Source organism: Mycobacterium sp. IDUB_5 (genome assembly GCF_055419565.1).
In genome coordinates, this window is the sequence record NZ_JBVAXX010000004.1 from 76,842 (window position 1) to 102,842 (window position 26,001).

A 26,001-nucleotide genomic window follows, 5' to 3' on the forward strand; every position below is an offset into this window, starting at 1 on the left:
GCGGTGGTGTCCTTCCCGGGTGTCACAGAGATTCGGCGGCTTCGGCCGGGGCCAGCCCGAGAGAGCCCGACCGGCCGGCGGTGATCAACTCGACCACCTGGCCATGGGTGACCTCGCTGGCCTTGACGTCGGCGGCGACCCGACCCAGGTACAGCGCACAGATCCGGTCAGCGACCGCGAACACGTCGGCGAGATTGTGGGAGATGAGCACGACCCCCACCCCTTGATCGGCCAGGCGACGCACCAGCTCGATCACCTGCTGGGTCTGCGCGACCCCGAGTGCTGCCGTCGGCTCGTCCAGCAGAACCACTTTCGAGTTCCACAGGACCGACTTCGCGATCGCAACGGTCTGCCGCTGGCCACCCGACAGACTCGCCACGGTCTGCCGCACCGAGGCGACCGTCCGCACCGACAGCGACGTGAGTGCGTCACGCGCCATGGTCTCCATCCGCGCCTCGTCCAGCATCCCGCGCCGCGTGAGTTCCCTCCCCAGGAACATGTTCTCCACGATGTCGAGGTTGTCGCACAGCGCGAGATCCTGGTAGACCACCTCGACCCCGAGCGCCGAGACGTCGGTGGGTCCGTGCACGGTGACCGGGTTGCCGTCGAACAGGTACGTGCCGCTGTCGATGGGGTGGATCCCGGCGATGGCTTTCACCAATGTCGACTTGCCGGCGCCGTTGTCTCCGACGAGGGCGGTGACCTGCCCGGGATAGACCCGGAAGTCGATGTCGTGCAGGACATGCACGACGCCGAAACTCTTGTTGACGCCGCGCAGTTCGAGGATCGGCTCGTTCCGCGAGAGCCCGTCACTCATGTGTGCTCAGACCCCTGCCGCCGAGCACATCGCCGCGAACTGCCCCGCGCACACCTCGTCCTTGGACTGCCCGCCGTCGGTGAACACGACGTCGACGGTGTCCTTGGTGATCGACTTCGGGGTCAGCAGCACCGACGGCACGTCACGGTTGCCCTGATCGTCGCGCGATGTGCCGTTGGTCTCCGGCTTCTGGCCGTTGGCGAGGGCGATCGCCACCTTGGCCAGCGCACCGGCCTCCTCGGTGGCGGATTTGTACACCGTCATGCACTGCGTCCCGGCGAGGATGTTCTGCAGCCCCTCGACCGTGGCGTCCTGACCGGTGACCGGCACCTGTCCGGCCCGCTTGTTCTTGTCCAGGATCGAGATCACGGAACCGGCGAGGCCGTCGTTGGCGGCGTACACACCGTCGACCTTGCCGCCAGCCGCGGTGTAGAGCTGCTCGAAGATCGTGACCGCCTTGTCGTTGTCCCAATCGGGCACCGCCTGCTCGCCGACGTTGGTGATGCTCGGCGTGGCATCGATCACCGAGTGCGCACCGGAGGAGAACAGCGTGGCGTTGTTGTCGGTGGGCGAGCCGTTGAGGAACACGACGTTGGCCGGCTTGCCGCCGAGGCAGTCGACGAGTCCCTGGCCCTGCAGCTCACCGACTTTGGTGTTGTCGAACGAGACGTAGGCGTCGGCCGAACCACCGAGGGTGAGCCGGTCGTAGTCGATGGTCTTCACGCCCTGGGCGGCTGCCTTCTGCTGGATGGAGGCGCCGCTGTCGGAGTCGAGGTTGACGATCGCCAGGACGGTCACGCCGTCGGCGATCATGCCGTCGGCGATCGTGGCCATCTGATCGGCCGAGCCCTCGGCGTTCTGGATGTTGTACTGCACCCCGGCCTGTTTGAACGCGGCCTCGAGCGCGGGGCGGTCCTTGGACTCCCACCGGACCGAGGACTTGGTGTCGGGCAGGATGACGCCGATCTTGCCGGGCCCGCCCTGGGCGTTGTTGCCTCCGGAGTCGGAGCTGCTACACCCGGTGAGGGTGGCCGCCACCACGGTGGTGGTGAGCAAGGCAGACAGCAGAGCGCTCGATCGTTTCACGGGATTCGCCTCCGGTGCAGTTTTGTTGTCGTGGGCAACTTATAACGTGATGCACGTCACCGTCCATAGCCTCCGCGTGCGCAAATGAGATGTTCGAGCGCCAGCTGATGTAGTGCGACGAAGCCGAAACCCTTTGCACCGAAGTAGGAGTCAGCGTCGAAATCTTCATAGGCCGAGCGATCGGCCAGCAGATCGGCGTAGGTTTCGCCGGGATTCAGTGTCGGCGTTCGCAACTCACCGACCTTTGCCTGCGCCATCGCCTCGGCCACCGCGGGATCGGCGCGAAATGCCGCCGCCCGCTCTTTGAGCAACAGATACATCCGCATGTTGGCCGCCGCGGAGGCCCAGACGCCGTCGACGTCCTCGGTCCGGCTGGGCTTGTAGTCGAAGTGGCGCGGACCGGTGTAGGCGGGAGCGCCGTCGACACCGCCGTGCTCCAAGAGGTCGACGAGGGCGAACGCATTGGCGAGATCGCCGTGACCGAACACGAGGTCCTGGTCGAACTTGATGCCGCGCTGACCGTTGAGGTCGATGTGGAACAGCTTGCCGCTGTAGAGCGCCTGGCTGATGCCGTGCATGAAGTTCAGGCCGGCCATCTGCTCGTGACCCACCTCCGGATTGACCCCCACCATCTGCGGGTGAGCCAGCGTGTCGATGAAGGCCAACGCATGCCCGACCGTCGGCAGCAGGATGTCACCGCGCGGCTCGTTCGGTTTGGGTTCGATCGCAAAGCGGAGCTGCATCTTCTGGTCGATGGCGTACTCGCACAACAGATTCAGTGCCTCGCGATAGCGTTCGAAGGCGGCCTGGACGTCCTTGGAGGAATCGTATTCGCTGCCCTCGCGCCCACCCCACAACACGAATGTCCGCGCGCCGAGTTCGGCGGCCAGATCGAGGTTGCGCAACACCTTGCGCAACGCGAAGCGGCGCACCGCACGGTCGTTGCTGGTGAACCCGCCGTCCTTGAACACCGGCTGGCTGAACAGGTTCGTGGTCACCATCGGCACCGTCATGCCCGTCGCCGACAGTGCGGCGGTGAGCCGGTCGATCATCCGTCGGCGCTCGGCATCGGAACAACCGAACGGGAACAGATCGTCGTCGTGGAACGTCAGGCCGTAGGCGCCGAGTTCGGCGAGCCGCTCGACCGCTTCGACCACATCGAGTGCCGGGCGGGTCGGCACGCCGAACGGATCGCTGGCCGTCCAGCCAACCGTCCAGAGCCCGAAAGAGAATTTGTCCGCCGCTGTCGGCGTGAGACTCTGGGTCGTTTCGGCCCCGGACTCCACCAAGGTCATGTCGAATCCCTTCGGAGACGGTAGTTTGTTCTCTGCGCGAACATAAGATGTGGCCTGTGCCACTGTCAAGGCCGGGAGGTGACCTGTGACATCGACTCGCCCAGGCGCGGGGGCCGACGGTGTGCGGCAGCGGAACCTTTCGAACGTGTTGACGCTCGTGCATCGTCACGGTGCGCTGAGCCGCGCCGAACTGACCCGCCGCACGGCGTTGTCGCGGTCGACCATCAAGGATCTGGTCGAGGAGCTGGTGGCCCGCGGGCTGGCTGAGGAACTGCCGGCCGCTCCGCTGTCGCAGGTGGGTCGACCCAGCCCTGTGGTGCGCCCCGGCAGGCGCGTCCTGGCTGCCACCGTGATTCCGGAACTCGACGCCGTCACGGTGGGGGTGGTGGCCATGGGCGGCAACGTGCTGGAGGTGGTTCGCTGCGTGACGAAGGGCGTGCCGACACCGGCCGAGACCGTGGCGTTGGCCGCCGACGTGGTGGACCGCGTCGCGCGCGAGCTGCCGGATACCAGCGCGCTCACCGCGATCGGCGTCGCGGTACCGGGGCTCGTGCACGCTCCGGAGTCGACGGTCCAGCTCGCGCCGAATCTGGACTGGCACGATGTCAAGATCGGTGAACTCCTCAGCACCGCAACAGGTTTACCTGTGTACGCGGCCAACGACGCCAATGCCGGGGCCATCGCGGAGCATCTGTTCGGGCAGCACCAGGGCGCCGATCACCTCATCTACGTCAACGGGGGAACCACGGGCATCGGCGCCGGATTCGTCGTCGCCGGTGGACTTCTCGAGGGAGTCGCGGGGTACGCGGGCGAACTGGGCCACACCTTCACCGGCGGAGCGGAGAGCTGCCACTGTGGCAGCACGGGGTGCCTGGAAACCGAAGTGACACAGGCGCCTTTGGCCCGGCTGATCGCCGAACTGGAAAGAGTCCGACCCGGCGATGCTCAACCGTGCCCGACCGATGCCGAACGCGAAGTGCTGCATCGACAGGCCCGGGCGTTGGCTATCGCGCTGGGTAATGCGATCAACATGCTGAACCCGCGACTGGTGGTGCTGGGCGGGTTCCTACGTGCCTTCCCCGCCTACGCGGGCGAGATCCTGCGGGAGGAGTTGGGCCGCCGCAGCATGGGCGGCCCCCGCGATCTCGTGCGCATCATGCCGGCGACGCTGGGTCGCGAGACCGTCGTCATCGGGGCTGCCGAGCTGGCATTCGCTCCTGTGTTGGCGGATCCAGCGCGGTCCTGACGGGACAGGCGCTCAGAACGGTGTGTCGACTCCGCCGCCAGAGGTGTTGGCCTCGTCATGGTCGCTGTCGACGTAGCCCAGCCGCACCGGCGATATCGGTAGCGTGCCGAACGGGATGAGCGGGTCGGCGCCGACGGGCTGACCGGGACCGCCCGAACGCCCGTCGGCCATGGCGGTGGGGTCCGCGGCAGCGGCGGGTGCCAAGGCGATCAGCAGGCCTGCGACGGCGGCGGTGAGGGCGACCTTCGTGGTCATAGCGTTCTCCTGACGTGGCGGATCGTGACTCTTCGATCGTCGCGCGCGGCCGCGCCGTCGTCGCCATGGCTGACCGCCATGTGTCAGGTACAGCTAGCGGGAATCGCAGACGGAACTTGTCGGTGGGGCGCGCTAGTGTCGGTGACATGTTCGCACAGATGTTCGATATCGACGGGTCGGCCACGGAGGCTGAGCTGCGCGAGGTTGTCGCCCGCTGCGAACGACTCAAAGCGGAGGCTACCGCGGTGCAGGCCCGCGCCACCGCGTTATGGGCGTCCAAGCGGCGCGCCGCTGAGACCGCGGCGGGGATGCCGGCGGCGAGACGGGGTCGGGGGTTGGCCTCGGAGGTGGCGTTGGCGCGCCTGGATTCCCCGGCCCGCGGTGGTCAACATCTCGGGTTCGCTCGGGCGTTGGTCGAGGAGATGCCCCACACCCTGGCCGCGCTGCACGCCGGCGTGTTGACCGAGTGGCGGGCCACCCTGATCGTCAAACAGTCGGCCTGCCTCACTGTCGAGGATCGCCGCACCCTCGACGAAGAGATGTGTGCGGACATGGGCGCCTTGGTCGGGTTGGGCAATGCCCGGATCGAGGCCGCCGCGGCCGCGATCGCCGCCCGCCTGGATGCCGCCGCGGTCGTCGAACGCAAAGAACGCGCCGCCCAGAGCGCCTCGGTGTCGACCCGGCCGGCCCCCAACGGGATGGTGTATCTGACCGCGGTGATGCCGCTATCCCAAGGCATCGGGGTGTACGCAGCGTTGCGACGCGAGGCGGATCTGTGTGGCGATGGCCGCCCCCGCGGACAAATCATGACCGACACCCTCTACCGCCGGGTCACCGCGCGCCCGGCCGAGGCGCCGGTACCGATCGCGGTCAACCTCGTGATGGCCGACACCACCCTCTTCGGTGACGACGACAGCCCCGGCTGGATCGAGGGCTACGGCCCGGTGCCGGCCGCGGTGGTGCGCGATCTGGTGTCGGATGTCGTCACCGACGAGGCCGCGAAGGCCACGCTGCGGCGGCTCTACCGCCACCCGTCGAGCGGGCAACTGGTCGCGATGGAATCACCGGCCCGCCGCTTTCCGGCCGGGTTGGCGATGTTCATCGGGCTGCGCGACCAGACCTGTCGCACCCCCTACTGCGACGCCCCGATACGGCACCGCGACCACGCCACCCCCGCCCGCGAGGGTGGCCCCACCTCAGCGCTCAACGGGCTGGGCACCTGCGCAGCCTGCAACTACGCCAAAGAAGCACCCGGCTGGCACGTCACCACCACCAACACCGACGGCCACCACAGCGCCGACTACCGGACCCCCACCGGCGCGACCTACCACTCCACCGCACCACCACTACCCGGACCACCGACACGACGCCGCTACAGCGTGGTCGAAGGAATCCTTGCGATCGACCTGGTCAGGCGCGACGTTGCGTGACGTACCAATCGAGGAGGTCCGGATCGTCGACGGCGCTGCGGTCGACGACCTTGGTTGCATCGCGGCCCTGGAACAGTTTCTTGATCGGGACCTCGAGCTTCTTACCGGTGCGGGTGTGCGGTACGCCCGGCGCGACGATTATCTCGTCGGGGACGTGCCGCGGCGAGACCTCAGTGCGGATCGCGTCGTTGATGCGTTGTCGCAGAGCATCATCGAGCTCGGCTCCTTCGGCGAGGACCACGAACAGGGGCATCCAGTAACCGCCGTCGGGTTGTTCGGCGCCGATCACCAGCGCCTCGGCGATCTCGGGAAGACTCTCGACGGCCTGGTAGATGTCGGAGCTGCCCATCCGGATGCCGTGGCGGTTCAGGGTGGAGTCGGAACGCCCATGCACGATGACGCTGCCGTGATCGGTGATCGTGATCCAGTCTCCGTGCCGCCACACCCCCGGGTAGGTGTCGAAATAGGCGTCGCGGTAGCGACTTCCGTCGGGATCGTTCCAGAACGCGATCGGCATCGACGGCATCGGCTTGGTGACGACGAGTTCGCCGACCTCACCGCGGACGGGTGCGCCCGATTCGTCCCAGGAGTCGAGTGCCACGCCGAGGAACGGCACCGAGAGCTCACCCGGCCACACCGCGACGGTGCGGACCCCACCGATGAACGCCGACACCACATCGGTGCCCCCGCTGATCGAGGCGATCTGGCCACCGACATTGTCCGCCAACCACAGCGACGACGACGCCGGCAGCGACGAGCCCGTGATGCCGATGCTGCGCAGCGCGGAGAGGTCGTGGGTCGCAGCGGGGCGGACGTCGGCCTTGATGCAGCCCAGCACATAACCGGGACTGGTGCCCAGGACCGTCGCGCCGACGCGAGCCGCGATAGCCCAGAGAGCGTCGGGCTCCGGCGCATTCGGACTGCCGTCGTAACAGACGATGGTCGCGCCGACCAGCAGACCCGCCACCTGGAAGTTCCACATCATCCAACTGGGGCTGGTGTACCAGAAGAAGGTGTCATCGGGTCCGATGTCAGACTGCAGCGCAACGGCTTTCAAATGCTCGACGACGACGCCGCCATGACCGTGCATGATGCCCTTCGGCAATCCCGTGGTGCCCGAGGAGAACAGGATCCACAGCGGGTGGTCGAACGGCACCGCGACGCTGTCGAGACCGTGCGGGCTCTTCTCCTCGAGATCGGCCAGCGTGAACGTGGCACGCAGCGTAGGCAATCCGTCACGCAGGGCTGCCACATCGGCCTGCTTGTCTCGATACTTGCCGGCGAAGTGATAGCCGTCGGCGGCCACGAGCACAGTCGGCTCCAGCTGGCCGAGACGATCCAGCGCGGCCTTCGCCGAGTAGTCCTGACCGCACGCGCTCCATACCGCGCCAATGCTCGCCGTAGCGAGAAAGGCAATCACCGCCTCGGCGATGTTGGGCAGATACCCGACCACCCGGTCGCCGGCCGTCACGCCACTGGCACGCAGCTTGTCCGCGAATGCCGCTGCGCGGCGCAGCAATTCGTCCCACGACATCTCACGGTCCGGCCCGCTCTCGCTGACCGAGATGATCGCAGGGCGATCGGAACGGGCGTTGCGCACGATCACGTCGACGTAGTTGCACATCGTTGCGGGAAACCACTGCGCGCCAGGCATATCGGTGCTCTCGAGCACGCTAGGACCACGCTCACCGAGATCGAAGTAGTCCCACAGCGCCGACCAGAATCCCTCGATGTCGTCGACCGACCACTGCCACAGCGCGTGGTAGTCCGGATACGCACCGCCCGTCCGCCCTTCGGCGAAGCGCGCGAAATCGGTGACACGGGCGCCGCTGACGTCGTCGTCGGAGGGCACCCACTGAGGCGCGTCGGTCGTCGCCGTCAACGGGCGCTCCATCCGCCGTCCATCGTGTACGACGCTCCCGTCACCATGCCCGCCGCCGGTGTCGCCAGCCATGCCACCAATGCGCTCACCTCTTCCGGCTCGACGAGCCGCTTGACAGCACTCTCCTTGAGGAGGATGTCCGTGATGACCTGATCTTCCGCGATGTTATGTGTTCGCGCCTGATCGGCGATCTGCTTTGTCACCAACGGGGTGCGCACGTAACCCGGGCTGACGCAGTTGCTGGTGACGCCGTGCGGGCCGCCTTCCAGCGCGGTCACCTTGGACAGCCCCTCGAGCGCATGTTTGGCCGTCACGTAGGCCACCTTGAAGGGCGAGGCCCGCAGCCCGTGGATGGACGAGATGTTGATGACGCGCCCATAGCTTTCGCGGTACATGTGCGGTAGCGCCGCCCGGATCAGCAGGAACGGCGCCTCCACCATCAGCGCCAACATTGTGCGGAAGCGGTCAGGCGGAAACTCGGCGATCTCGCTGATGCTCTGGATGCCGGCGTTGTTGACCAGGATGTCGACCTCGAGGCGCAGATCCTCGAGCGCGGTGACGTCGGACAGATCCAGCGACCACGCAGTACCGCCGATCTCCTGCGCCAGCGCCTTGGCGCCGACGTCGTCGATGTCGGCGACCGTGACGGACACGCCGCGCGAGGCGAGTTCGCGTGCGCACGCGGCGCCGATTCCGCTGGCTCCACCCGTCACCAGAGCGGTGCGTCCCTGCAGCTCGCTCATGCCCGGCCCACTCATGCCCGGCCCACTCATGCCCGGCCCACTCATGCGATGCCCGCCTTCGCCAGCTGCTCGCGGTCGGCCTCGTCGAGCGTCTTGAGGTCCAGGCCGTTGGTCTCGCGGGTGAACCACGCAGCGATGAAGGTGATGACGGCGGCGCCGGCGAGGTAGATCGCGATCGGCACCCAGGTCCCGAAGTCGTCGAGAAGCCAGGTCGCGATGGCCGGCGCTAGCGAGCCCGCCACGATCGACGTGACCTGATAGCCCAGCGAGACACCCGAGTAGCGCATCCGCGTCGGGAACATCTCGGCCATGATCGCCGGCTGCGGCGCGTACATCAGCGAGTGGATCATCAGGCCGAGGATGATCGCCGCCATGATCAGCAGGTAATCGCCACTGTTCATCATCGGGAAGGCGAAGAAGCCCCACGTCGCGGCGAGCGCGGCACCGACCATGTACACAGGGCGGCGCCCGAATCGGTCGGAGAGCTTGCCGACCTGCGGGATGACCAAGAAGTGCACGAAGTGCGCGGCCAGCAGCCACCACAGGATGTCGCCGGTGTCGGCGCCCACATGGGTCTTGAGGTAGACGATCGAGAACGTGACGACGAGGTAGTACATGATGTTCTCGGCGAACCGCAGTCCCATGGCCGTGAAAACCCCACGGGGATAACGCTTCAGCACCTCGAACACGCCGTAGGAGACCGCCTTGACGCGCTCGACCTCCTGCTGCGCCTCCACGAAGATCGGCGCGTCGGTGACCTTGGTGCGGATGTAGTAGCCGATGAGCACGACCACCGCGGACAGCCAGAACGCCACGCGCCAGCCCCACGACAGGAACGCTTCGTCGGACAGCGTGCCGGTGAGCACCAGCAGCACCACGGTGGCCAGCATGTTGCCGACGGGCACCGCGGCTTGCGGCCAGCTCGCCCAGAACGCGCGGTCCTTGCTCGGGCTGTGCTCGGCAACCAGCAGTACCGCGCCGCCCCACTCACCGCCGACCGCGAAGCCCTGCAGGAATCGCAACAGCACGAGCAGGATCGGCGCCCACACCCCGATCTGCGCGTAGGTGGGTAGGCAGCCCATCAGGAACGTCACGACGCCGACGAGCAGGATCGCGAACTGCAACAGCTTCTTTCGACCGTACTTGTCGCCGAAGTGCCCGAAGACGATGCCGCCGAGCGGACGGGCGATGAAGCCGACCGCATAGGTCAGCAGCGCCGCGATCAGCCCCGCCGCCTCACTCGTGCCCTCGGCGAAGAACACCTTGTTGAACACCAGCGTGGCCGCGGTGGCGTAGAGAAAGAACTCGTACCACTCGACGACAGTGCCGGCCATCGATGCCGCGACGACGCGCTTGAGGCCGGTCGTGACCGACCCGGCGTCCTGTTGCGTACTCAATTCACACCCCTTTGTTGTGATGCCGACCACAGATGGCAATGAGTATTCCTGCAGCTACCCACCGCAGCAATGGTCAAAACCGCACCACGGATCTGCAAAAATGCAGAAGTGACACCAGCTGCGCGCCGACCGAGTGCCGACGATCTGCTCGTACTCCTTGCCGTCGGACGCACGGGTCGATACACCACGGCGGCGGAAGAGCTGAACCTCAACCACACGACGATCAGCCGTCGCATCACCGCGCTGGAACAAGCGATGGGCGGGCGGGTGTTGGCTCGGGTTGCCGGCGGCTGGGAGCTCACCGAGCTCGGCCGGGACGCGCTGGCGGCAGCCGAGGCCGTCGAATCGGCGGTGCGCTCACTGACCGTCGACGCGGCAGGCAACCGCGCGCTCGAAGGCGTCGTCCGGTTGTCGGCCACCGACGGGTTCTCCGCCTACATCGCCGCACCCGCCGCCGCCTCGGTGCAGCGCAGGCACCCGAAGGTCGCGGTCGAGATCGTGGCCGCGACCCGGCGCGCCACCCAGCAGCGCTCGGGACTCGACCTCGAGGTGGTGGTCGCCGGACCCGGGAGCGAGCCCCGGGTGCACCGGGCCACCGCGCTGCGCCTGGGCGACTACTGCCTGGGCCTCTACGGCTCGCGGGACTACCTCGCCGAGCACGGAGCACCCGCGGATTTGGCCGACCTGCACCGCTTCCCGCTGGTGTACTTCATCGATTCCATGCTGCAGGTCGACGATCTGGACCTGGCGACCAGCTTCGCCCCTGCGATGCGTGAATCAGTCACCTCGACCAACGTGTTCGTCCACGTCGAGGCCACCAGAGCAGCCGCCGGCCTCGGTCTCCTGCCCTGCTTCATGGCCGACCGGCACGGCGATCTCGTCCGGGTGCTGCCCGACACCGTGTCTGTCCGGCTCGCCTACTGGCTCGTCGCCCGGCCCGAGACACGGCGCAGGCCCGAAGTGGCTGCCGTCGTCGACGCGATCAGAGCGCGCATGGATGACCAGCGCGACGTCCTGCTCGGCGCCGTCTAGCGTGAGGCATGCCCTTCCTCGACCATCCCCGCGACCATCCCCGCGGACGCGCCTACTACCGGCACTGGGCGGCCGAAGGTCCCAAAGCCTCCGTCGTCTTCCTGCACGGTTTCGGAGAGCACACCGGGGTCTACCACCGGTACGGGTTCGCGCTCAACGCGGCGGGCATCGACCTGTGGGCCGTCGATCAGTTCGGCCACGGTCTGACCGGCGGCGACCGCGGTGACGTCGGCACCATCGAGGACAGCTCGGCGCTGGCCGAGAGCCTCGCCGAGCTCGCCACTGACGCACACCCCGGTATCCCGGTGATCGCGCAGGGTCACTCCTACGGTGCCGTCGTCACGCTGGTGCGTGCGCTCGAGCACGGCGACGAGTACGCCGGCGCCGTCATCTCCGGGGCGCCACTGGTGCCGGTGCCCGAGCTGCTCGACGTGGACACGTCGCTCGACCTGGACCCGTCGTGGCTGTCGGCCGATCCGTTCTACCTCGACTCGATGGTCAACGACCCGCTTGCCTTCGTCGAGGCCGACAGCCGCGCCCTGGCCCGTGAGCTGGACCGGGCGTGGGACCGGTTCGGCTCCGAGCTGCCGACATTGGCGCTGCCGACCCTTGCCGTTCACGGCGCCAACGATCCGATCGCGCCGGTCAGCGCCGTCCGCGCCTATGCCGAGACGATTGCGGCGCTAGAGCTGGTCGAGTTCTCCGGTGCCCGGCACGACATCCTCAACGAGACCGTTCACCGGCAGGTGAGTGACACGATCGTCTCGTTCATCCACAGGGTTGTCCACATTGGGGATGAATGACAGGCGTGTGATTCAGCCGAGGACCAGCCGGGTGGCAGCACGCAGCACCGCTGCCCGGCCTCCGACGAATTGGTCCGCCGCAATCAGGTGGTCACCGATTACCAAGGAGAACGCCAGCATCGCCCGGGCTTCGACGTCCTCGGCGTCAGCGGACATCGTGGAGACCAGCTCCCGCAGGTAGTCCATCCTGCGGTTGTCGACCCGACGCAACCGCGCCGCGACCGCCGCATCCCGCCGCGCCCACTCCCGCACGGCCAGATCGGTCGGAAGGAGATCAGGCGCGAACGTCAGCATTCCGGCCTTGCGTGCCTTGACGACGGCGTCCCCGCCCTCGGCCTCGACACGGCGGCGGACGTCGTCGATGCTGCGACCCTCCCACGTGTCGAGCATCGCGTCGACCAACTCCGCTCGTCCTCCGAACTGTCGGTAGAAGCCGCCGCGCGTCACGCCGAGCCGCTGGGCAAGCACCTCCACCCGGACCGCGCCGGGTCCGTCAGTGGCCAACAGGTCCAGCCCGGTGTCGATCCAGAGTTCCCGAGAAGTTCGTACTGGTGGCGCCATAATAGATACAGTACTGTTCTGCATCTATGGAGCCCGATGCCGACACGCTGCGCGCGTTCTGCACTCTCGACCGCATCGACCACGTCGACACCCACCTGCTGTCCACCGACGCTGCCGGCGGTAGAACGCCCGAACAGTGGGCACGCGAGATCCTCGAAGGGCCTCCGGCCGCGATGCGGGCACGATTGACAGCCGGCTGGACGATGCTGGGACTGCGGGTGCATCACCGTGGACGCGACGTAATCGCGGGCTGGCCCATAGTCCATCGAGGCGCCGATTACATACTGCTCCAGGGTGATTCACCCCTCGGCCTGACCGGTCAGCTGGTCACGCGGGTAACCCGAGATGGGATCGAGTTCGCCACCTTCGCCCGGATGGCCCACCCGGTGGCTCGGGCGATGTGGGCCAAAGCGCTGCCGTCACATCTGAATTTCGTCGACTCGCTGCTGCAGGGGGCGGCCGAGCGGGCAGGCTAGAGCCAGGTGTCGTCAGTGGTGGCGGTGAGGAACGCCTCGAGGTCGTTGCGCCAGTCCGCCGGCGTCGTCTTGTCGGGCTCGATGCCCGTGTACTGACCCTGGTAGAACAGCAGCGGCCGCGGCTTCTTGTGGGGCACATCGGACAGCGAGTGCACCGCCCCGAACACGACGAAATGGTCGCCACCGTCGTGCACCGAGGCCACCGTGCAGTCGATGTGGGCCAGTGTCCCGCCGATGATCGGCGACCCCAACGGCGACAACGACCAATCGATCTCGGCGAACTTGTCCGGCTCACGAGACCCGAAGCGCGCCGACACGTCCTTCTGGTTCTCGTGCAGGACGTTCACGCAGAATTTCCCGCTGGCCTCGATGGCCTGCCAGGACCGACTGACCTTCGTCGGACAGAACAGGACCAGCGGCGGGTCCAGCGACAGCGCGGCGAACGACTGGCAGGCGAAGCCCACCGGAACGTCGTCGTGAACCGTCGTGATGACCGTGATGCCCGTACAGAACTGGCCCAGCACATTGCGGAATGTGCGCGGGTCGATCGGTGCGCCGGACACTGCTATTTGAAGCCCACGCTGAAGTCGTGTCCCCACAGCGAGACCGCGGTGCTCTCCCGCGCCACCCAGCTGTGGTCGTCGACTTCGAGCCCCTCGCAACCGAATTCGATGTCGAACCCACCCGGTGTCTTCATGTAGAACGACAGCATCTTGTCGTTGACGTGCCGGCCGAGGGTCGCCGACATCTTGACCTTGCGGCGCAACGCACGGTCCAGGCACAGGCCGACGTCGTCGGCGCTTTCCACCTCGACCATCAGATGCACGATGCCGCTTGGTGTCTCGCCGGGCATGAACGCCAGGCTGTGGTGGCGCGGGTTCACCCCGAGGAACCGCAACCACGCCGGCGCGCCGTCGGCCGGGCGGCCGACCAGCTGCGGCGGCAGCTTCATCGAGTCGCGAAGGCTGAAGCCGAGCACGTCACGATAGAAGTGCAGCGTCTCGACGTCGTCGCGGGTGGTGAGCACGACGTGCCCCAACCCCTGCTCCTCGGTGACGAACTTGTGGCCGTACGGGCTGACCACGCGGCGGTGCTCCAGCGCGACCCCGTGGAACACCTCGATCGTGTTCCCCGACGGATCGTCGAACACGATCATCTCGTCGACGCGCCGTTCCGCGAGCTCGCTCGCGGTGGCCTCCTTGTACGGCGTGCCGTGCACGTCGAGGCGTTGCCGAACCTCCTGCAGCGCAGCGGCGTTCGCGGTCTCCCAGCCGGAGACCATGAGGCGGTCGTGGTCGCCGGGCACGATGACCAGCCGGGCCGGGAACTCGTCCATCCGCAGATAGAGCGCCCCCTCGGTGGGGCCGGAGCCCTCCACCATGCCGAGCACCTTGAGCCCGTACTCCCGCCACGCGGCGACGTCGGTGCTCTCGACACGCAGGTATCCGAGCGAACGGATCGTCACGACGTCACCCTCCGAGGAAATCGATGGTCAGCTTGTTGAACTCGTCGAACTTCTCCAACTGCGCCCAATGCCCGCACTGCCCGAACACGTGCAGTTGCACGCGAGGGATCTGCTTCAGTGCGACCAGAGCGCCGTCGAGCGGGTTGACCCGATCCTCGCGGCCCCAGATCAACAGCACGGGCTGGCGCAGCTTGTACACGTCGCGCCACATCATGCCGAGCTCGAAGTCCGCACCCGCGAACGACTTTCCCATCGCCTTGGTGGCGGCCAGCGATTCCGGGGTGCTGGCGATCTGGAAGCGCTCCTCCACCAGCTCGGGCGTGATCAGCGACTGATCGAACACCATGATGCGGAGGAACTTCTCGATGTTCTCTCGGGTCGGGTCGTTGGCGAAGCGGCCCAGGAGCTTGACGCCCTCGGTCGGATCCGGAGCGAAGAGGTTCACGCTCAGCCCGCCCGGACCCATCAGCACCAGCCTGCCTGCCCGCTTCGGGTTGTCCAGCGCGAAACGCACCGCGGTGCCGCCGCCGAGCGAATTACCCACCAGCGCAGCGCGTTCGATGCCCAGCTGGTCGAACAGGCCGAGCAGCGCGGTAGCGCTGTAGCGGTTGTACTGCTCGTGTTCGGTGTGCTTGTCAGAATGCCCGTAACCGGGCTGATCGACGGCCAGCACGTGGAAGTGGCGGGCCAGCACGCCGATGTTGCGGCTGAAGTTCGACCAGCTCGACGCGCCGGGCCCGCCGCCGTGCAGCAGCACCACCGTGGGCGAGGCCGGGTCGCCCGCCTCGTGGTAGTGCAGCCGCATGTCGTCTCGAACCTGCGCGTAACGCGAGGTGGACTCGAACGTGATCTCCTGCTGCGCAGCAGCTTCGGCGGCGAACGAGGTCATCACACCATCGTGTCCTGGGGCGGGAGACCGAACGCGTCGTTGCCGAAGATCAGGTAGGCGCGCTCGGGCTCGTTGGCCGCGTGCACCCGGCCCGCATGCGCGTCACGCCAGAACCGCTGCACTGGCTGGTCCAGATTGAGCGCCGTGGCACCGGAGGCCTCGAACAGCAGGTCGATCGACTCGATGGCGCGCTTGGTGGCGCGTACCTGGTCGCGTCGGGCACAGGCGCGCAAAGAGAACGGGATCTCCTGTCCTGCCTGCAGCAACCGGTATTCCTCGCCGACGTTGCCGATCAGCTGACGCCATCCCGCATCGATGTCGCTGGCCGCCTCGGCGATCCGGATCTTGGCGAACGGATCCTCCTTGGACTTCTCGCCTGCGAACGCGGCACGGACCCGCTTGCCCTGGTGTTCGACGTGAGCGTCGTAGGCGCCGTAGGCCATGCCCATGATCGGCGCACTGATCGTGGTCGGATGCATGGTGCCCCACGGCATCTTGTAGACCGGCGCCGAATTGGTCTCATATCCACCGGCGGTGCCGTCGTTCATCGACTTGTACGACAGGAACCGGTGCCGCGGGACGAAGATGTCCTTGACGACGACGGTGTTGCTGCCGGTGGCCTTGAGCCCCACCACATTCCACACATCATCGATGCGGTAGTCGGAGCGCGGGATCAAGAAGCTGCCGAAGTCGACCGGGCGACCGTCCTTGATCACCGGACCACCCAGGAACGCCCACGTGGCGTGGTCGCAGCCCGAGGACCACTGCCACGCACCACTGACCAGGTAGCCGCCGTCGACGACGGTGCCCGCCCCCATCGGCGCGTACGACGAGGAGATCCGGACCGTGGGATCGTCGCCCCACACGTCTTCCTGGGCCTGCTGATCGAAGAGCGCGAGATGCCAGTTGTGCACGCCGATGATGGAGGACACCCAGCCCGTCGACCCGCATGCGCTCGCGATGCGGCGCACGGCCTCGTAGAACTGCGTCGGATCGCACTGCAAGCCGCCCCACTGCTCCGGCTGGAGCAGCTTGAAGAAGCCGACCTCGTCGAGCTCGGCGACGGTCTCGTCGGGCAGGCGGCGCAGTTCCTCGGCGGCCGGGGCACGCTTGGCGATGCGCGGCAGAAGATCATCGATGCCGGCGAGAACGGACTGCACGTCGCGCTGTTCAATGGACGTCACTGGTTTTGCCTCCCAGGAGTAGGGACCTGCACAAAGATTAGAACACGTTACGATTTGTGTCGAGTAGCGGTGTCCTGTGACGGCTGGACCTGCGGACATTCATTTCTGTAACCTGTTCTAGTTATTGACCCCCGACGGTGTGGAAGAGAGAGCCGCCTGTGACCGACGAGCCTTTGGGTGCGCACGTGCTCGAGCTGGAGATCGCCGAGGTGATCGACGAGACGGCCGACGCCCGCTCGCTGGTGTTCACCGCGACCGACGGGGTGCCCGCCGACAAGCTGCGGTACCGGCCGGGGCAGTTCCTGACCCTGCGGGTGCCCAGCGACCGGACCGGCTCGGTCGCCCGCTGCTACTCGCTGTGCAGCTCGCCCTTCACCGGCGACCCCCTCACCGTCACCGTCAAGCGCACCGCCGACGGATACGCGTCCAACTGGCTCTGCGACAACGCCCACGCCGGCATGCGCATGCACGTGCTGGCCCCGTCGGGCACCTTCGTCCCCGTGGATCTCGACACCGACTTCCTGCTGCTGGCCGCGGGCAGCGGCATCACGCCGATGATGGCGATCCTGAAATCCGCGCTGGATCAGGGCAGCGGGCAAGTCACCCTCGTCTACGCCAACCGCGACCAGGACTCGGTGATCTTCGCCGCGGCGCTGCGCGAGCTCGCGGCCGCGCATCCCGATCGTTTGACGATGGTGCACTGGCTGGAGTCCGTGCAGGGGTTGCCCAGCGCTGCCGCGCTGGCGGCGCTGCTCGCCCCGTACCGCGACCGCGAGGCGTTCCTCTGCGGGCCCGGCCCCTTCATGGCGGCAGCGCAGGACGCACTGACCGCGTGCGGCGCGGCGCCCGAGCGTGTGCACATCGAGGTGTTCAAGTCCCTGGACTCGGATCCGTTCGCCGCGGTGGTACTCGACGACACCGATGACGGCGACGAGGGACCCGCGACCGCAGTCGTGACGCTGGACGGCACCACCCACGAACTGAGCTGGCCGCGACGCGCGAAGTTGCTCGACGTGCTGCTCGACAAAGGGCTCGACGCACCCTTCTCGTGCCGCGAGGGCCACTGCGGAGCGTGTGCGGTCGTCAAGAAAGCGGGCGACATCGAGATGGAGGTCAACGACGTCCTCGAACAACAGGACCTCGACGAGGGCCTGATCCTGGCGTGTCAGGCCCACCCGTTGTCGGATTCGGTCGAAGTGACCTATGACGAGTGAGCAGCGCGCTAGGTTCGCCAGAATGAAGCGGCTCGCGATAGTAGGTGCGACGGCCCTGACGATGGCGGCCCTCGTGCAGCCTGCCACGGCCGTCGCGGCATCGGACACCAAGACCAGCTCGATCGCCGTCGACCCCGCCACGTCGATCCAGATGCAGGTCTCGGCCAACTGCGATTCAGCCCAGGCCCGGTGCTTCTTCACCACCACCGCGAGCCTGCTGACCCCGAGCGGACCCACCGGCTTCCCCGGTGACACCTGGGCGCGCCAGACCGTCACGCTGCGCAGCTCGGACCGCAACGTCTGGCAGCAGGCGTGGTACAGCGCGCCGTCGGGCAACCCGCGCGAGCTCAAGGGCGCCAACCACGAGAACGTGCTGTCCAAGATGTACCGCTCACTCAACGACGTCGAGCTGTCCATCACCTACTTCGGCGGCGGAGACATCGCGCGATTCACCTCGGACGGCGACTCCGTTCCCACGCAGTGGGAGAACGGATTACCCGCGACCGGCGCCGATTTCATCGCGTGCTCGCAGATCCAGGTGGTCTACAGCGGGGTCAACCTGACCACGCCGACCGCCTGCGCACAGACCCGCTTCGGCTAACGCGGCAATCCGAGTAGGCGCTCCCCCGCCATCGTCAGCAGGATCTGCTCGGTGCCCCCGGCGATGGTCAGGCACCGTGTGTTCAGGAAGTCGTGCACCTGCTGGTTCTCCACCGCGCCCGCACCATCGGACAGCTCCATGCGGAACTCCGCCAGCGCCTGGCGATACCGCACGCCGATGAGCTTGCGAGCGCTGGCCTGCGGGCCGGGATCGCGACCACCGACCGCGAGCTGGGCGATGCGCTGATCCAACAGCGAGCCCACCTGGGCGGTGACGATCAGCTCACCGAGCCGATCCTGTTGCGCGTCATCGACATCCGCTTCCGACAGCGCGCGCAGCAGCTCCTCCATCGGATTGCCCAGCGCGGTGCCCTGCGCCATCGCGACCCGCTCGTTGGCGAGCGTGGTGCGCGCCAGCTTCCAGCCGTCGTTGACCGCGCCGACCACCATCTCGTCGGGGACGAACACGTCGTCGAAGAAGACCTCGTTGAACAGTTCGTCGCCGGTGATCTCACGCAGCGGACGGATCACAATGCCCGGACTCGTCATATCGATCAGGAAGTACGTGATGCCCTTGTGTTTCGGAGCCTCCGGGTCCGTACGCGCCAGCGCCACCCCCCAGTGCGCCTTCTGCGCCGCCGAGGTCCACACCTTCTGCCCGGTGAGCTTCCAACCGCCCTCGGCCCGAACAGCTTTGGTGCGCAGTGCGGCCAGGTCCGAGCCGGCACCCGGCTCGCTGAACAGCTGGCACCACTGCAGGTCCCCGCGCAGCGTCGGCGGGACGAACTGCTCGATCTGCTCGGCACTGCCGTGCTCGAGGATGGTGGGGACCGCCCACCACCCGATCACGAGGTCCGGCCGGATGATCCCGGCCGCGGCCAGTTCCTGGTCGATGAGCAGCTGCTCGGCCGGGCCCGCGTCGCGGCCGTGCGGCCGTGGCCAGTGGGGTGCCAGCAGCCCCGTCTCGGCCATCACGACCTGCCTGCGATCCTGCGGTGCGGCGGCGACTTCGGCCACCGCGGAGGCGATTTCGGGTCGTAGATCTGCGACCGAGTCGAGGTCTACGTGCAGCTCGCGGCGCACCCCCTGCTGCGTCAGCGCGGCCACTCGTCGCAGCCAGTGCGACCGGCCGCCGAGGAACTGGCTGGTGCCGTAGGCGCGACGCAGATACAGGTGCGCGTCGTGCTCCCAGGTGATGCCGATACCTCCCAGAACCTGGATGCAGTCCTTCGCGTTGGCCTTCGCCGCCTCGATCCCCACCGACGCTGCCAGCGCCGCGGCGATTGACAGCTGCTCGTCGTCGGTGTCGGTCTGGCTGGCTGCCCGCGCCGCATCCGCTGCTGCCACCGACGCCTGCTCGCTGCGCAGCAGCATCTCGGCGCACATGTGCTTGATGGCCTGGAAGCTGCCGATCGGCTTGCCGAACTGCTCGCGCACCTTCGCGTACTCGGTCGCGGTCGTCAGCAGCCAGCGGGCCACCCCGGCGGCTTCGGCGGCCGCGACCGTCGCGGCGAGGTCCACCACGCGCTGCGCAGATACCACTCCCCGTGTCGCTTCGCTCCTGCCCGCCGGTACGGCGATCACCGTGGCGGGCGCCTCGTCGAACGTCACCCGGGCCAGCGGGCGCGAGAAGTCCGTGGCCTTCACCGGTTCGACGACGACCCCGTTGGCCGCCGCATCGACCAGCACCCACACCTCACCGGCAGGGAGCAGCAGCACGCCGTCGGCGGTCGCGCCCAACACCGTCGGAGCAACGCCGGACACCGTCTCGCCGGTCAGCGTCAGCTCGGCGTGCAGCGCGACACCGGCCGTCCGCGCTCCTGCCGCCAGCGCTTCGACGAGCTCGCCGTGGGAGCCGTCGAGCACCAGCGTGGCCAGCGCGGTCGTGGCCACCGGGCCGGGAATCAGACCGGCGGCGGCCTCCTCGAGCATCGCGCACAGATCGGAGATCGTGCCGTCGGCGCCGCCGAGATCCTCGGGCAGTGCCACCCCGAAGATGCCCAGCGCCGCCAGCGCCTCGAAGGGCGCGCGCCACGCATCGGGAGAGCCCTGCTCGACGTCGCGAGCGGCCTCCAGCGACGTCGACCCCGACGCCCAATCGCGCACCAGCTCCCGTGCGGCGGACTGATCGTCGCTGATGGTTGCCGGCACCGTGACTCCTAGGCTTTGGGTGAGAACCCCGTGCTTCCCACTAGAACGTGTTCTAATAGTGCCAGCGTTCGGCAGTCAAGTCGACCGCCATCGCAGCAGACCAGATCGTTGGCGGCACTGGTGGGCGGCGAGAAAGTCGCGACTGGTGTGCGTATCGTTTTCCTCGGTCGCATCGCAGGCCGCACCACAGCAGAACACCGAAGGAGCCACGCCACATGTCCGGGTCGTCTCAGTCCGCTACAGGGCCGTCGGCACGCGCTGACGGTGCGGGAGCGGACGCCCGCCCCCGACAGGTGATGAATGTCGCCGTGCTGGCGGAGTCGGAGTTGGGGTCCGAGGCGCAGCGCGAACGCCGCAAGCGCATCCTGGACGCAACCCTGGCGATCGCCTCGAAAGGCGGCTACGAGGCCGTGCAGATGCGGGCGGTCGCCGAACGTGCCGACGTCGCCGTGGGCACCCTGTACCGCTACTTCCCGTCGAAGGTCCACCTGCTGGTCTCCGCGCTGGGCCGCGAATTCGAACGCATCGACGCCAAGACGGACCGCTCCGTGCTGGCCGCCGGCGCGACGCCCTATCAGCGGCTCAACATCATGGTCGGCAAGCTCAACCGCGCCATGCAGCGCAACCCCCTGCTCACCGAGGCGATGACGCGGGCGTTCGTGTTCGCCGACGCCTCGGCCGCCGGGGAGGTCGACTACGTCGGCAAGCTGATGGACTCCATGTTCGCCCGGGCGATGAGCGAGGGTGAGCCGACCGAGGATCAGTACCACATCGCCCGCGTGATCTCCGATGTGTGGCTGTCGAATCTGTTGGCCTGGTTGACCCGCCGCGCCTCGGCCACTGACGTCAGCAAGCGTCTTGACCTCGCGATGCGGCTGCTCATCGGAGACGGCGAGCAACCTAGGATCTGAAGGCGTGCTGCCGCCGGAGCTGTCCACCGCCCTCGACGCCGCTGCGCGCTCGCCGCGCCTGCTCGTCACCTCCGACTTCGACGGCACGCTGTCGGAGATCGTCTCGAACCCCGCCGACGCGCGCCCGCTGCCCGCTGCCGGTGACGCGCTGATCGCGTTGGCAGCGCTGCCGGACACCGAGGCGGCGTTGATCTCCGGGCGCGCGCTGCGGGATCTGCGCACGCTCTCGTCGATGCCCACCGAGGTTCACCTCGTCGGCAGCCACGGCGCGGAATTCGACGCCGGGTTCGCCCACGACATCGACACCGACCTGCTGGCCACCATCACCGAGACCCTGTCGGCGGTCGCCGCCGACAAGCCGGGCGTCACCGTCGAGACCAAACCCGCGAGCGTCGCGCTGCACGTCCGCAACGCCTCCGATGCCGACGGCGAGGCGGCGCTGGCCGCGGCGTGGGACGCCGCCGAGAGCTGGGACGTGCACGTCACGACGGGCAAAGCGGTGCTGGAGTTCGCCGTCATCGACACCGACAAAGGTGAGGCGCTGGACATCTTGCGCGCCGAACACCGCGCCGACGCCGTGGTGTTCTTCGGTGACGACGTGACCGACGAGAAGGCGTTCCGGCGGCTGACCGACGGCGACATCGGGGTCAAGGTGGGTCCGGGCGAGACCGCAGCCGCGTACCGGGTGGATGCGCCCGAGGACGTCGCTGCCGCGCTGGCGTATCTGCTGTCGGTTCGCGCGGAAGGTTAGGCCGGGGGCCCGGACGTCCGACCGCGCACCAACTCGGTGTCGAGGATCTCCACCGCCGGCAGCCCCGAACGCGGCGGATGGTGCAGCAATTCGCCTGCGCGCCTGCCCTTTTCGACACTCGGCTGGCGCACCGTGGTCAGCCCACGCGACAGCGCTTCGGGCACTCCGTCGAAACCCGTCACCGTCATCTGTCCCGGCACGTACACCCCGCGGGCCCGCAACCGGTCCATCGCCGAGAGGGCGAGAACGTCGGCGGTGCACATGAGCGCGGTGATCCGGGGATTGGCCTCCAGCGCGACGTCGGCGCCCGCACCGCCCGAGGTCGGCAGGTGCTCGTAGCTCTCCACCACGGTCAGCGCGCCCGGGTCCAGACCTGCGGCCGCCAACGCGTCGTAGACCCCGAGGATGCGTTCGCTCTGCACCTGGAACTCCGGGTTGCGGACCCGCTCCGGGTCGGCGACAGCCGGCCGGACGTCACCGTGTGGCCAGTCGCGGCCTAACCGCATGGTCAGCAGCCCGATCTCGCGGTGCCCGAGTTCGAGCACGTGCTCGGCGAGGCCGCGCATCGCAGCCCTGTCGTCGATACCGACCCGCGACGCCCCGGCGACGTCCTTGGGCTGGTCGACGACGACGACGGGCAGGTGACGCTGCAGCACCACCGGCAGGTACGGGTCGTCGTCGGAGGCCGAATAGACGACGAACCCGTCCACGCCCGCGGCAAGCACCGCGGCCGTGCCGTCGCTGACGCTTCGGTTCGGGCCGACCGCCACCAGCAGCAATCCCTGCCCGACCCCCTCACACGATTCGGCGAGACCCGCGACGAAGTCCAGCGCGGCCGGATCGGAGAACGAGTAGTTCAGCGGTTCGGTGATGATCAGGCCCACCGCACCGGCTTTGCGGGTCCGCAGGGAACGAGCCACCGGGTCGGGCCCGGGATAACCGAGCTGCTTGGCCGTCGAGAGCACGCGCTCCCGCAGTTCGGCCGAGAGTTGATCGGGGCGGTTGTAGGCGTTCGAGACCGTGGTGCGCGACACCTTGAGCTCGGCGGCCAGCGAGGCCAGGGTCGCCCGTCGGCGCGGCGCCGGAGACCTGGACATGCATTCAGACGTTAGTGGATCGCCGTAGTTAGTGGGATCACCGTCCACCCGGCGGTGTGCACGCACCGGCGCCGATGCGCTACATTGGTCCCCGGTTATTGGAAACGATTTTCATTTGTATCAGGAGTTGCCCATGCGAGCCCTCGTTGCCGTGCCGTCAGTCGCGATGGCCGCCCTACTCACCCTGACCGGCTGTTCGCAGAGCCCCCCGAACACCGAACACGGCACCCTCAACGTCGTCGCGTCCACCGACGTCTGGGGCAGCGTCGCGGCCACCGTCGTCGGTAACCACGCCACCGTGGCATCGATCGTCACCGGCACCGTGGAGGACCCGCACTCCTTCGAGGCCAGCCCCGCGCAGGTAGCCCAGATCGCCGACGCCTCGTTGGTCGTCTACAACGGTGACCACTACGACCACTGGATGGAAGACGTGTTGAAGGACTCGCACGACATCCCGACGATCGACGCGGCCTCGCTGTCACCCGACCAGCCACCGGCGAACGAGCACCTGTTCTACGACCTCCCCACCGTCAAGATCGTCGCCGAGAACATCGCCGACACACTGGGCAAGAGCGACGCCGAGCACGCCGCGGACTACAGCGCCAACGCCGACAAGTTCGGCTCGGATCTGGACACGCTGATCCTCGCTCAGCACGGCATCGGACAGGCCCATCCGGGCTCCTCGGTGGTGTCCACCGAGCCCGTCGCCTACTACGCGCTGCGCAACGCAGGGATCGCGGACAAGACACCGCCGTCGTTCGCCAACGCCATGGAGGAGGGCGGCGACCCGTCGCCGGCCGACCTGGCCACCGTGCTCGACCTGATCAACAAGCGCGAGGTCTCCGCCGTGGTGGTGAACAGCCAGACCTCCGGCCCGGTCACCCAGCAGCTCTCGGAAGCGGCGCGACGCGCGGTGGTCCCCGTCGTCACCGTCACCGAAACCCTGCCCGAGGGCATGGACTACCTGCAGTGGCAGCGCAAGGTCGTCGACGACATGGCCGCCGCGCTGGATAGTCCAGCCCCGCCCAGCCGATAATCACCCCTCGTGACCACAGCTGACGTCGTCGAACTGAAGGGAGCACGCCTCGCCTTCGGCGACCGCACCCTGTGGGACGACATCGACCTCACCGTGCACGCCGGCGAGTTCATCGCCGTCCTCGGCCCCAACGGCACCGGCAAGACATCGCTGCTCAAGGTGCTGCTCGGCCAGGTTCCTCTGAGCGCAGGCAGCGTCACGGTCGCCGGTGAGGCCGTGACGGCAGGCAGCCGGCAGATCGGTTACGTCCCTCAGCACCGCTCGATGGACCGTGGCCTGTCCCTGCGCGGCAGCGACCTCGTCGGGCTCGGATACGACGGACACCGATGGGGCTTCGCCGGCTGGGGCGCCGCCGCGCGCAAGGCCCGTCGCCATGCCGTGTCGCACGCGCTGGACCAGGTCAACGGCGGCACGCTCGCCCACACCTCGGTCGGGGTCATGTCCGGCGGCGAACTGCAGCGGGTGCGGGTGGCCCAGGCACTGGTGACCGATCCGGTACTCCTCCTCTGCGACGAGCCGCTGCTCAACCTCGATCCGGCCAACGCCAACCTGGTGTCCGCGCTGATCGACCGGCGCCGCCGCGACGCAGGCACCGCGGTCCTGTTCGTCACCCACGAACTCGATCCGGTACTGCCGTACGTGGACCTAGTCGTGTACCTCGTCGACGGTCGCTTCCGGGTGGGCACCGTGCCGGAGGTGATGAACTCGGCGACGCTGAGCGAGCTCTACCACGCCGACATCGAGGTGATCGAGGTCGGCGGGCGCTACATCGTCGTCGGCGACCAGAGCCAGTACCAACACCACCACTGCGACCGTGTGGAGCACCCCGGTGAATGACAAGCTCTCCGCGGTCCTCGCCAACTTCTTCGACTTCTCGACCACCGCGGACCTGCTGAGCCGCGACTTCGTTCAGCAGGCATTGCTGGCGTCGATGTTGCTCGCATTGGTCTCGGGCGTCATCGGCCCGCTGATCGTCATGCGGCAGATGTCGTTCGCGGTGCACGGATCGGCCGAGTTGTCTCTCACCGGTGCGGCTTTCGCGCTGCTCACCGGATTCAGCATCGGCGTGGGCGCACTCGTGGGCTCCGTTCTGGCCGCCATCCTGTTCGGCTTCCTCGGCCAGCGCGTGCGCGAGCGGGATTCCGCGATCGGCGTCGTGATGGCCTTCGGCCTGGGCCTGGCGGTGCTGTTCATCCACCTCTACCCCGGCCGCACCGGAACCAGCTTCGCGCTGCTGACCGGCCAGATCGTCGGCGTCGGATACTCCGGCCTGGCGCTACTCGCCGTGGTCGCCGTGGTCGTCATCGCGGTACTGGCCGTCTGCTACCGACCGCTGCTGTTCGCCACCGTCGACCCCGAGGTGGCCGCAGGACGTGGGGTGCCGGTGCGCGCACTGGGCATCGTGTTCGCGGCGCTGGTCGGTGTGACGGCGGCCCAGGGCGTACAGATCGTCGGGGCACTGCTGGTGATGAGCCTGCTGATCACGCCCGCCGCCGCGGCGGCGCGGGTGTGCACGTCGCCGGTGAAGGCGATGGTCGCGTCGGTGGTGTTCGCCGAGACAGCTGCCGTCGGCGGCCTCGTGCTCTCGCTGGCACCCGGCGTCCCGGTGTCGGTGTTCGTCACGACGATCTCGTTCGCGATCTTCCTGATCTGCTGGCTGATCGGCAGCCGTCGCTAGGC

At 67.8% G+C, this 26,001-nt stretch carries 26 protein-coding genes; 12 read left to right on the forward strand and 14 right to left on the reverse strand.

The window, feature by feature from the left end; genetic code table 11:
* Positions 1 to 22 precede the first annotated feature (22 nt).
* The 3 genes from ACZY1G_RS13415 to xylA are packed head-to-tail and all read right to left on the reverse strand — an operon-like array spanning position 23 to position 3,198.
* The gene (locus tag ACZY1G_RS13415) at positions 23 to 817 is read right to left on the reverse strand and encodes an ATP-binding cassette domain-containing protein (RefSeq protein WP_463818298.1); all 795 of its coding nucleotides are present in this window, start codon (positions 815 to 817) and stop codon (positions 23 to 25) included.
* Between the two features lie 6 nt (positions 818 to 823).
* On the reverse strand, positions 824 to 1,903 hold the full coding sequence (locus ACZY1G_RS13420; protein WP_463818297.1) for a sugar ABC transporter substrate-binding protein: 1,080 nt from the start codon (positions 1,901 to 1,903) through the stop codon (positions 824 to 826).
* 56 nt (positions 1,904 to 1,959) lie between these two features.
* A complete protein-coding gene (xylA, locus tag ACZY1G_RS13425) occupies positions 1,960 to 3,198 on the reverse strand; it encodes a xylose isomerase (protein WP_463822669.1) in 1,239 nt (412 codons plus the stop codon).
* A gap of 145 nt (positions 3,199 to 3,343) precedes the next feature.
* On the opposite strand from xylA, the gene ACZY1G_RS13430 reads away from it, so the two are divergent.
* On the forward strand, positions 3,344 to 4,444 hold the full coding sequence (locus ACZY1G_RS13430) for an ROK family transcriptional regulator (protein WP_463822670.1): 1,101 nt from the start codon (positions 3,344 to 3,346) through the stop codon (positions 4,442 to 4,444).
* A gap of 12 nt (positions 4,445 to 4,456) precedes the next feature.
* On the opposite strand, the gene ACZY1G_RS13435 is transcribed toward ACZY1G_RS13430, so the two are convergent.
* Positions 4,457 to 4,699, reverse strand: coding sequence for a hypothetical protein (locus ACZY1G_RS13435; protein ID WP_463818294.1), 243 nt, complete (start codon positions 4,697 to 4,699; stop codon positions 4,457 to 4,459).
* A gap of 146 nt (positions 4,700 to 4,845) precedes the next feature.
* Between ACZY1G_RS13435 and ACZY1G_RS13440 the strand changes: the two genes are divergently transcribed.
* Positions 4,846 to 6,129 carry an HNH endonuclease gene (locus ACZY1G_RS13440; RefSeq protein WP_463822671.1) on the forward strand — a complete coding sequence of 428 codons (1,284 nt, stop codon included), beginning with the start codon at positions 4,846 to 4,848 and terminating at the stop codon, positions 6,127 to 6,129.
* Here ACZY1G_RS13440 and ACZY1G_RS13445 read toward each other — a convergent pair.
* Genes ACZY1G_RS13445 through ACZY1G_RS13455 form a run of 3 tightly spaced genes read right to left on the reverse strand, consistent with a single transcriptional unit; the run spans position 6,110 to position 10,088 of the window.
* On the reverse strand, positions 6,110 to 8,023 hold the full coding sequence (locus tag ACZY1G_RS13445) for an acetoacetate--CoA ligase (RefSeq protein ID WP_463822672.1): 1,914 nt from the start codon (positions 8,021 to 8,023) through the stop codon (positions 6,110 to 6,112). The genes ACZY1G_RS13440 and ACZY1G_RS13445 overlap by 20 nt on opposite strands.
* Positions 8,008 to 8,754 carry a 3-hydroxybutyrate dehydrogenase gene (locus ACZY1G_RS13450; protein ID WP_463822673.1) on the reverse strand — a complete coding sequence of 249 codons (747 nt, stop codon included), beginning with the start codon at positions 8,752 to 8,754 and terminating at the stop codon, positions 8,008 to 8,010. Before ACZY1G_RS13450 ends, ACZY1G_RS13445 begins: the two co-directional genes overlap by 16 nt.
* A 41-nt stretch (positions 8,755 to 8,795) precedes the next feature.
* On the reverse strand, positions 8,796 to 10,088 hold the full coding sequence (locus ACZY1G_RS13455; RefSeq protein WP_463814734.1) for an MFS transporter: 1,293 nt from the start codon (positions 10,086 to 10,088) through the stop codon (positions 8,796 to 8,798).
* Positions 10,089 to 10,220: 132 nt separating this feature from the next.
* Between ACZY1G_RS13455 and ACZY1G_RS13460 the strand changes: the two genes are divergently transcribed.
* Both ACZY1G_RS13460 and ACZY1G_RS13465 read left to right on the forward strand, forming a co-directional pair.
* A complete protein-coding gene (locus ACZY1G_RS13460; RefSeq protein ID WP_463822674.1) occupies positions 10,221 to 11,183 on the forward strand; it encodes a LysR family transcriptional regulator in 963 nt (320 codons plus the stop codon).
* An 8-nt stretch (positions 11,184 to 11,191) separates the two neighbouring features.
* On the forward strand, positions 11,192 to 11,986 hold the full coding sequence (locus tag ACZY1G_RS13465) for an alpha/beta fold hydrolase (protein WP_463822675.1): 795 nt from the start codon (positions 11,192 to 11,194) through the stop codon (positions 11,984 to 11,986).
* Between the two features lie 12 nt (positions 11,987 to 11,998).
* On the opposite strand, the gene ACZY1G_RS13470 is transcribed toward ACZY1G_RS13465, so the two are convergent.
* Positions 11,999 to 12,547, reverse strand: coding sequence for a TetR/AcrR family transcriptional regulator (locus ACZY1G_RS13470; protein ID WP_463822676.1), 549 nt, complete (start codon positions 12,545 to 12,547; stop codon positions 11,999 to 12,001).
* A 26-nt stretch (positions 12,548 to 12,573) separates the two neighbouring features.
* On the opposite strand from ACZY1G_RS13470, the gene ACZY1G_RS13475 reads away from it, so the two are divergent.
* Positions 12,574 to 13,023 (forward strand): hypothetical protein, encoded by a 450-nt coding sequence (locus ACZY1G_RS13475; protein WP_463822677.1) that lies wholly within the window; start codon positions 12,574 to 12,576, stop codon positions 13,021 to 13,023.
* On the opposite strand, the gene hsaB is transcribed toward ACZY1G_RS13475, so the two are convergent.
* Genes hsaB through hsaA form a run of 4 tightly spaced genes read right to left on the reverse strand, consistent with a single transcriptional unit; the run spans position 13,020 to position 16,561 of the window.
* Positions 13,020 to 13,586 carry a 3-hydroxy-9,10-secoandrosta-1,3,5(10)-triene-9,17-dione monooxygenase reductase subunit gene (gene hsaB, locus ACZY1G_RS13480; protein ID WP_463822678.1) on the reverse strand — a complete coding sequence of 189 codons (567 nt, stop codon included), beginning with the start codon at positions 13,584 to 13,586 and terminating at the stop codon, positions 13,020 to 13,022. The two genes, ACZY1G_RS13475 and hsaB, sit on opposite strands and share 4 nt — an antisense overlap.
* A gap of 2 nt (positions 13,587 to 13,588) precedes the next feature.
* Positions 13,589 to 14,488, reverse strand: coding sequence for an iron-dependent extradiol dioxygenase HsaC (gene hsaC, locus ACZY1G_RS13485; protein ID WP_463822679.1), 900 nt, complete (start codon positions 14,486 to 14,488; stop codon positions 13,589 to 13,591).
* 4 nt (positions 14,489 to 14,492) lie between these two features.
* Positions 14,493 to 15,377 carry a 4,5:9,10-diseco-3-hydroxy-5,9,17-trioxoandrosta-1(10),2-diene-4-oate hydrolase gene (gene hsaD, locus ACZY1G_RS13490; protein WP_463822680.1) on the reverse strand — a complete coding sequence of 295 codons (885 nt, stop codon included), beginning with the start codon at positions 15,375 to 15,377 and terminating at the stop codon, positions 14,493 to 14,495.
* Positions 15,377 to 16,561, reverse strand: a complete 1,185-nt coding sequence (hsaA, locus tag ACZY1G_RS13495) for a 3-hydroxy-9,10-secoandrosta-1,3,5(10)-triene-9,17-dione monooxygenase oxygenase subunit (protein WP_463822681.1) — start codon at positions 16,559 to 16,561, stop codon at positions 15,377 to 15,379. The genes hsaD and hsaA overlap by 1 nt, the downstream gene beginning before the upstream one ends.
* Positions 16,562 to 16,719: 158 nt before the next feature.
* Between hsaA and ACZY1G_RS13500 the strand changes: the two genes are divergently transcribed.
* Positions 16,720 to 17,775: a 2Fe-2S iron-sulfur cluster-binding protein gene (locus ACZY1G_RS13500; protein WP_463822682.1), complete on the forward strand. Its 1,056-nt coding sequence runs from the start codon at positions 16,720 to 16,722 to the stop codon at positions 17,773 to 17,775.
* 22 nt (positions 17,776 to 17,797) lie between these two features.
* Positions 17,798 to 18,376, forward strand: a complete 579-nt coding sequence (locus tag ACZY1G_RS13505) for a hypothetical protein (RefSeq protein ID WP_463812378.1) — start codon at positions 17,798 to 17,800, stop codon at positions 18,374 to 18,376.
* Here ACZY1G_RS13505 and ACZY1G_RS13510 read toward each other — a convergent pair.
* On the reverse strand, positions 18,373 to 20,526 hold the full coding sequence (locus ACZY1G_RS13510) for an acyl-CoA dehydrogenase family protein (RefSeq protein ID WP_463812379.1): 2,154 nt from the start codon (positions 20,524 to 20,526) through the stop codon (positions 18,373 to 18,375). The genes ACZY1G_RS13505 and ACZY1G_RS13510 overlap by 4 nt on opposite strands.
* 296 nt (positions 20,527 to 20,822) lie before the next feature.
* Between ACZY1G_RS13510 and kstR the strand changes: the two genes are divergently transcribed.
* On the forward strand, positions 20,823 to 21,437 hold the full coding sequence (kstR, locus tag ACZY1G_RS13515) for a cholesterol catabolism transcriptional regulator KstR (RefSeq protein WP_463814735.1): 615 nt from the start codon (positions 20,823 to 20,825) through the stop codon (positions 21,435 to 21,437).
* A gap of 4 nt (positions 21,438 to 21,441) precedes the next feature.
* Positions 21,442 to 22,188, forward strand: coding sequence for a trehalose-phosphatase (otsB, locus tag ACZY1G_RS13520; RefSeq protein WP_463812380.1), 747 nt, complete (start codon positions 21,442 to 21,444; stop codon positions 22,186 to 22,188).
* Here the strand turns inward: otsB and ACZY1G_RS13525 are convergent.
* Positions 22,185 to 23,285 (reverse strand): LacI family DNA-binding transcriptional regulator, encoded by a 1,101-nt coding sequence (locus tag ACZY1G_RS13525; RefSeq protein ID WP_463812381.1) that lies wholly within the window; start codon positions 23,283 to 23,285, stop codon positions 22,185 to 22,187. The two genes, otsB and ACZY1G_RS13525, sit on opposite strands and share 4 nt — an antisense overlap.
* A 133-nt stretch (positions 23,286 to 23,418) precedes the next feature.
* Here ACZY1G_RS13525 and ACZY1G_RS13530 point away from each other — a divergent pair, with 133 nt between their 5' ends.
* From ACZY1G_RS13530 to ACZY1G_RS13540, 3 genes are read left to right on the forward strand one after another with little or no spacing between them, the layout of a single operon-like run.
* The gene (locus tag ACZY1G_RS13530) at positions 23,419 to 24,321 is read left to right on the forward strand and encodes a metal ABC transporter solute-binding protein, Zn/Mn family (RefSeq protein WP_463812382.1); all 903 of its coding nucleotides are present in this window, start codon (positions 23,419 to 23,421) and stop codon (positions 24,319 to 24,321) included.
* A gap of 9 nt (positions 24,322 to 24,330) precedes the next feature.
* On the forward strand, positions 24,331 to 25,158 hold the full coding sequence (locus tag ACZY1G_RS13535) for a metal ABC transporter ATP-binding protein (RefSeq protein ID WP_463822683.1): 828 nt from the start codon (positions 24,331 to 24,333) through the stop codon (positions 25,156 to 25,158).
* Positions 25,151 to 25,999, forward strand: a complete 849-nt coding sequence (locus ACZY1G_RS13540) for a metal ABC transporter permease (protein WP_463812384.1) — start codon at positions 25,151 to 25,153, stop codon at positions 25,997 to 25,999. The genes ACZY1G_RS13535 and ACZY1G_RS13540 overlap by 8 nt, the downstream gene beginning before the upstream one ends.
* Positions 26,000 to 26,001: the final 2 nt, after the last annotated feature.

Excerpts from the sequence above, each read along its gene's own strand:
- ACZY1G_RS13530 (WP_463812382.1), top strand. The coding sequence starts at position 23,419 with ATGCGAGCCCTCGTTGCCGTGCCGTCAGTCGCGATGGCCGCCCTACTC.
- ACZY1G_RS13525 (WP_463812381.1), bottom strand. The coding sequence starts at position 23,285 with ATGTCCAGGTCTCCGGCGCCGCGCCGACGGGCGACCCTGGCCTCGCTG.
- ACZY1G_RS13450 (WP_463822673.1), bottom strand. The coding sequence starts at position 8,754 with ATGAGCGAGCTGCAGGGACGCACCGCTCTGGTGACGGGTGGAGCCAGC.
- ACZY1G_RS13435 (WP_463818294.1), bottom strand. The coding sequence starts at position 4,699 with ATGACCACGAAGGTCGCCCTCACCGCCGCCGTCGCAGGCCTGCTGATC.
- ACZY1G_RS13440 (WP_463822671.1), top strand. The coding sequence starts at position 4,846 with ATGTTCGCACAGATGTTCGATATCGACGGGTCGGCCACGGAGGCTGAG.
- ACZY1G_RS13465 (WP_463822675.1), top strand. The coding sequence starts at position 11,192 with ATGCCCTTCCTCGACCATCCCCGCGACCATCCCCGCGGACGCGCCTAC.
- ACZY1G_RS13455 (WP_463814734.1), bottom strand. The coding sequence starts at position 10,088 with ATGGCCGGCACTGTCGTCGAGTGGTACGAGTTCTTTCTCTACGCCACC.
- xylA (WP_463822669.1), bottom strand. The coding sequence starts at position 3,198 with ATGACCTTGGTGGAGTCCGGGGCCGAAACGACCCAGAGTCTCACGCCG.
- ACZY1G_RS13445 (WP_463822672.1), bottom strand. The coding sequence starts at position 8,023 with ATGGAGCGCCCGTTGACGGCGACGACCGACGCGCCTCAGTGGGTGCCC.
- ACZY1G_RS13505 (WP_463812378.1), top strand. The coding sequence starts at position 17,798 with ATGAAGCGGCTCGCGATAGTAGGTGCGACGGCCCTGACGATGGCGGCC.
- kstR (WP_463814735.1), top strand. The coding sequence starts at position 20,823 with ATGAATGTCGCCGTGCTGGCGGAGTCGGAGTTGGGGTCCGAGGCGCAG.
- hsaD (WP_463822680.1), bottom strand. The coding sequence starts at position 15,377 with ATGACCTCGTTCGCCGCCGAAGCTGCTGCGCAGCAGGAGATCACGTTC.
- ACZY1G_RS13475 (WP_463822677.1), top strand. The coding sequence starts at position 12,574 with ATGGAGCCCGATGCCGACACGCTGCGCGCGTTCTGCACTCTCGACCGC.
- ACZY1G_RS13460 (WP_463822674.1), top strand. The coding sequence starts at position 10,221 with ATGGTCAAAACCGCACCACGGATCTGCAAAAATGCAGAAGTGACACCA.
- ACZY1G_RS13470 (WP_463822676.1), bottom strand. The coding sequence starts at position 12,547 with ATGGCGCCACCAGTACGAACTTCTCGGGAACTCTGGATCGACACCGGG.
- ACZY1G_RS13415 (WP_463818298.1), bottom strand. The coding sequence starts at position 817 with ATGAGTGACGGGCTCTCGCGGAACGAGCCGATCCTCGAACTGCGCGGC.